The 5,927-nt window shown below is 61.9% G+C and carries 2 protein-coding genes and 2 pseudogenes; 1 reads left to right on the forward strand and 3 read right to left on the reverse strand.

Translation table 11 applies throughout. The features are described 5' to 3' along the window. Positions 1-361 (forward strand): annotated as a pseudogene (locus AC1D0Z_RS14780) (saccharopine dehydrogenase family protein); the annotation flags it as partial. Positions 362-1,088: 727 nt separating this feature from the next. Here the strand turns inward: AC1D0Z_RS14780 and sbcB are convergent. The 3 genes and pseudogenes from sbcB to AC1D0Z_RS14795 all read right to left on the reverse strand — a co-directional run. Then, positions 1,089-2,558, reverse strand: a pseudogene (sbcB, locus tag AC1D0Z_RS14785) (exodeoxyribonuclease I). A 14-nt stretch (positions 2,559-2,572) separates the two neighbouring features. Then, complete coding sequence (gene cls / locus AC1D0Z_RS14790) at positions 2,573-4,030, reverse strand: cardiolipin synthase (RefSeq protein ID WP_477658982.1); 1,458 nt, start codon at positions 4,028-4,030, stop codon at positions 2,573-2,575. Positions 4,031-4,152: 122 nt separating this feature from the next. Beyond that, on the reverse strand, positions 4,153-5,927 hold a 1,775-nt coding region (locus AC1D0Z_RS14795; protein WP_477658983.1), incomplete at its 5' end, for an AAA family ATPase.

A 5,927-nucleotide genomic window follows, 5' to 3' on the forward strand; every position in this document is an offset into this window, starting at 1 on the left:
GCTCAACGACCTGCGCCTGCGCGACCGCCGCGGTGTGCTGAAAGACATCCTGGAAAACGCCCTGCCCACGACGATGCAGGACGTGGTGATTGTGTTCGTGACCGTGAGCGGCCAGCGCGAAGRCCGGCTGATGCAGGAAACCTATGCCCGCAAGGTCTACAGCCATGTTGTCGGCGGCGTGCTGCGCAGCGCGATCCAGATCACGACGGCGGCTGGTATTTGCACGGTGCTGGATTTGCTGGCTAACGGGCGGTTGCCTGCGCGGGGATTTGTGCGGCAGGAGGATATTGCGTTGGGGGATTTTCTGGCCAACCGGTTTGGTAACGCTTATGCGCCTTTGGTGGAGCGGGCTGTGGCTTGAGGTTTTTTAGGAAATAGGCATTTCGGCTAATGTGGACGAGCGCTGGCAGCTATTTAATTGATAGCAGTTTTCTTTTGAAGTGGTTGTTCATTTGATGGGCGCGCCCTTCTCTGAATCCTGCTGGCCGGGGGTTGCCCGGCATGCAACTCACTTTTCTTTGCTTCGCCAAAGAAAAGTAAGCAAAAGAAAGGCGACCCTGGTTCCTGCGTCCCTMCGCTTCGCTGCGGGCAACCTGCGGTGCTCGGTCCAGCCGGGGTCAAAAACAACTCGCCTTCGGCTCAAACAAGTTTTTGCCCTGATCCGTCTGGMCCTSCGCTCCTCGGCGCATSCACAAGGGGTGGGGAAAAGGAATACCGAACAGCCAAGCAGCCGAAAACAGGACCCCGAATACCKGAAGAAACAAGTACTCGCCATGGCGAGTACTTGTTGGTATTGGCTCCCGATCCCGATTGCCCCTTGTGCATGCGCCGAGGAGCGCAGGCTCAGGCGGATCAGGGATCGCGATTGTCTGAGCCGAAGGCGAGTTCGAGCGAGACCCCGCCTGAGCCGAGCACCGCAGGTTGCCCCSTAGCGCAGCGCAGGGGTCGCAGGAACCAGGGTCGCCTTTTCTTTGGTGACTTTCTTTTGGCGAAGCAAAAGAAAGTTACTTGCATGCCGGGCACCCCCCGGCCAGCTACCTTAGCAAAGCAAGCGACGCCGGAACAGAAACAAACCACAGAAGACAGCGCTAGGACATCTCCGGCGCAATCATCTCCGCATATTCATAAAGCGCCTCAAGCACCGCCTGTCCCTTCTCATCCGCCGTCTCCGCCAACACATCAATCTCGGCAAACAGCGCATCCACATTGCGCGCACCGCCCTCACCCTCCAGCAAGCGCGCAGCGCGATGCGCTTCCCAGCGTTCGGCGTCTTCAGGCGACAGGGTTTCCGGAAAATTACGCGCCCGGTAGCGAAACACCAGGTCCCCCAAGCGCTCGTCGTCAAAGCCGATGCGGGCATGGGCCAGCTCGGCGGGAGACAAGGCACGCAACTGATTGAGCCTGCGACGGTCGGTGTTGTTGATGAAACCGCCGTACAGGTCTTCATCAACATCCGGCGCGGGCTCTTTGGGCCGCTGGAAAACTTCGGGCCAGATGGCGCTCATGTCAGGCAGGCCGGCGGCTTTTTCGGCGTTGGCCAGCGCCGCGGCAATGTCTACATTCCATTTCGCCGCCATCTCCGGCGACAGCGTGGCCAGCTAGCGCACGACCATGGGTGACTTGTTCAGGTGCACCGACTTGATGGGCAGGCGCAGCACGCCCTCCGGCAGATCTGCCGATTTGCTGAAAAGGCGTTGCCGCAACGTGGCAACGTCGAGCAACGGCAACTCGCTCGGGTCTTGCGAGAGGTCCCAGGCCAGCAGCTCGTTTTTGTTGGATGGGTGCGTTGCCAGCGGCCACATGACGGCCAGGCAGCCGCGCTCTGGCGGGAACATTCCCGAGACGTGCAGGAACGGCTGGGCCGTCTGTGGACTGGTGGGCAGGCCCAGCTCGGCGGCCACGCGGTCTTTTTTGTGCAGGCCCAGGCAAAAGTCAAAGAGCTTGGGTTGTGCCTTGCGGATCAGGCGGGCCAGCGCGATGGTGGCGCGCACGTCCGACAGGGCGTCGTGCGCCGATTCGTGCACCAGGCCGTTGGCGCGTGCCAGGTCTTCGAGCTTGAAGCTGGGGCGAACGGCGCTGGCGTCGTCGGGCCTGCGTTCATCGGGCTTGAGCGGCCAGGTGATGCCCTCGGGCCGCAGCGCATAGGCCATGCGCACGACATCGAGCAGGTCCCAGCGGCCGCAGTCGTTTTGCCATTCACGCGCATACGGGTCAATGAGGTTGCGCCAGAACAGGTAGCGCGTGACTTCGTCGTCGAAGCGGATGGTGTTGTAGCCCACACCAATCGTGCCCGGTTCGGCCAGCACGGCCTCGATTTGTGCTGCAAAGGCATGTTCAGGGATACCGCTTTCGAGGCATACCTGGGGCGTAATGCCGGTGATGAGGCAGGAGTTCGGGTCCGGCAGGTAATCACCGGCGGGCTTGCAGTAAATCATCAACGGCTCGCCAATTTCGTTGAGCTCGGCGTCGGTCCGAATACCGGCAAACTGCGCAGGCCGGTCGCGCCGCGGGTTGATGCCGAAGGTTTCGTAGTCGTGCCAGAGGAAGGTATGGGGCATGGGGAACTCGGTAATCAGAGCAAGGGGGAAAACAGCCGCGCCGTGGCGTCGATCAGGCGCATCAGAAAGTTCTGGGGCCGGTTTGCGCGCACGGGTGCGGCGCTCAGCAGGTCGGTTTCAAACTGCGCAGCAAGCGGCACTGCCAGCGCGGGGCCATAAACCACAGCCATCACCTCGAAATTGAGGCGAAAGCTGCGGTTGTCGAAATTGGCGGTGCCGACCATCGCGCAGCTGTCGTCGACCACCAGCGTCTTGGAGTGCAGCATGCGGGCCTTGTATTCCCAGACCTTGACGCCGGCGGCAATCAGTTCGTCAAAATAGGAACGTGCCGCGGCGCTGACGATGAAGCTGTCGCTGCGGCGCGGCACCAGCAAACGCACGTCGACACCGCGCAGCGCGGCGCTCGTCAGCGCCATCAGCGCGGGCTCTCCAGGTACAAAGTAAGGCGTGGTCAACCAGGCGCGCTGGGTGGAGGCATTGATGGCGGCCAGGTGCATGCGGTGAATCGGCTCCAGCATGTTGTCCGGCCCGCTGGTCACCACCTGCACGGGAATATCGCCGGCCTCTTCGTCGGGCACCAGAAGGGGCAGCAAATGCGGAAGGCTTCGGTCCGTATCCGTGAGCGATTCGCCGGTGGCATAGGTCCAGTCCTCCAGGAAGGTCGTCTGCAGCCAGCGCACCGCGCTGCCCTCAATGCGCAGGTGCACATCGTGGTAGGCGTCAGGCCGGGTGCGCCGGTCTTCTTCATCGGTGATGTTGACGCCCCCCGTAAAGCCGACACGGCCGTCGCAGACGACGATCTTGCGGTGGGTGCGGTAGTTGGTCACCGGGCGCAGGCGGCGGCCTATGCGGGTGTCATGAAAGAACGCGACCTTGACACCAGCGGCCTCCAGCGGCGCCATAAACCGGCGGCCAAGGCGCTTGGAGCCGAGCGCATCGACCAGCAGCCGCACCTTGACGCCTTGCTCTGCCCTTTTTGCCAGCAAGTCTCGCAGGGCCGTACCGATCCGGTCGGGCTCAAAAATATAGTATTCCAGGTGCACATGGTCTCGGGCTTCGCGGATCGCCTCGAAAATGCTGTCAAACGCCCGCGCACCGCCCGAAAGCAGCTGGACAGCGGTGGCACTGGAAACCGGAAGGCCGCAGGCAGCCGTGCCCAGAGCCGTCATTTGCCGCAGGGCCGGGGGCGCCCTTTCGGCCATTCCCTGCAGCTGTGCCAGATCGGCATCACCCCGCGCGCCCGCGCGGCTGCGCAAGCGTTTGAGACGCTGTTTTTTGAGGCGCTGTGGGCCCAGGAAGTAATAAACGACAAAACCCGCAAACGGCAACAGCGCCAGCGACAGGATCCAGCTCATGGTGGAGACCGGGGCGCGCTTTTGCATCACGATCCAGATCGACAGCACGGCAATGTAGGCACTCCAGGCCACTGAGAGGCCGGTTTTCCATTCGGGGCTGAGTTCGGGAAGGATCAAGGCGGGTCTTTTAGTTGGGAATGCGGTCGAAAACGAGAAAAGGCCGATAGCGTGATGCTACCGGCCTTTTTTGGGTGCGCGGACACTAAGCGCGCAGCTGCCTCAACTGGGTCAGTGAAGGATCAGTTCGTTTCGGCCGCTTCGGCTTCGGGCTTGGCTTTGCCTTCCTTCTTGGGCAGCGGCTGGATGTCGAGCTGGACTTCCCCGGTCTCAACACCCTTCTCGTCCGCAGTGACCTTCATGTCCACTGTCAGGCGGCCACCTTCGGTCAGGCGGMCAAACAGCAGTTCGTCGGCCAGCGCGCGGCGGATGGTGTCCTGGATCAGGCGCTGCATCGGGCGTGCACCCATCAACGGATCAAAGCCCTTCTTGCCGAGGTACTTGCGCAACGTATCGGTGAAGGTGACTTCAACCTTCTTCTCGGCCAGTTGCGTTTCGAGCTGCAGCAGGAACTTGTCGACCACGCGCAGAATGACGGYTTCGTCSAGCGCCTTGAAGCTGACAGTCGCRTCCAGGCGGTTRCGGAACTCGGGCGTGAACAGGCGCTTGATGTCGGCCATCTCGTCGCCGGACTCGCGCGGGTTGGTAAAGCCGATGGTCGCCTTGTTCATCGTCTCGGCACCGGCGTTGGTGGTCATGACGATGATGACATTGCGGAAATCGGCCTTGCGCCCGTTGTTGTCCGTCAGCGTGCCGTGGTCCATCACCTGCAGCAGCACATTGAAGATGTCCGGGTGCGCCTTTTCGATCTCGTCGAGCAGCAGCACGGCATGCGGCTTCTTGGTGATGGCCTCGGTCAGCAGGCCGCCCTGGTCAAAGCCGACGTAACCCGGAGGCGCGCCAATCAGGCGGCTCACGGCATGGCGTTCCATGTACTCCGACATGTCGAAGCGGATGAGCTCGATACCCATGATGTAGGCCAGCTGTTTGGCGGCTTCCGTTTTGCCGACGCCGGTAGGGCCGGAGAACAGGAAAGAGCCGATCGGCTTGTCGTCCTTGCCCAGGCCCGAGCGTGCCATCTTGACGGCGGAGGCCAGCACTTCAAGCGCCTTGTCCTGGCCGAAAACCACGCTTTTCAGGTCACGCTCAAGCGTCTGCAGTTTGCCGCGATCGTCGTTGGAGACGTTGGCGGGTGGAATGCGGGCGATCTTGGCCACGATCTCTTCGACCTCGGCCTTGGTGATGATCTTCTTGCGTTTGGACGCAGGCAGGATGCGCTGGGCGGCGCCGGCTTCGTCGATCACGTCAATCGCCTTGTCGGGCAGATGGCGGTCGTTGATGTACTTGGCGCTGAGCTCGGCCGCAGCCTGCAGGGCGGCCACGGCGTACTTGACGCTGTGGTGCTCTTCAAAACGCGACTTCAGTCCCTTGAGGATGTCGACCGTTTCCTGCACGGTCGGCTCGACCACATCGACCTTCTGGAAGCGGCGCGACAGGGCTGCATCTTTTTCGAAGATGCCGCGGTATTCGGTGAAAGTGGTCGCGCCGATGCACTTGAGCTGGCCGCTGGACAGCGCCGGCTTGAGCAGGTTGGACGCGTCCAGCGTGCCGCCCGAGGCCGCACCGGCACCGATCAGGGTGTGGATCTCGTCGATGAACAGAATGCCGTTGGGCTTGTCCTTCAGCGCCTTGAGGACGCCTTTCAGGCGTTGCTCAAAATCACCGCGGTACTTGGTGCCGGCGAGCAAGGCACCCATGTCGAGTGAATACACATTGGCTTCGGCCAGGATTTCGGGCACGTCTTTTTGTGTGATGCGCCAGGCCAGGCCCTCGGCAATTGCAGTTTTACCCACACCGGCCTCACCGACCAGCAGCGGGTTGTTCTTGCGGCGGCGGCAGAGGATCTGGATGACACGCTCGACTTCATACTGGCGGCCGATCAGCGGATCGATCTTGC

It is taken from the genome of Polaromonas sp. P1_E3 (assembly GCF_056405935.1).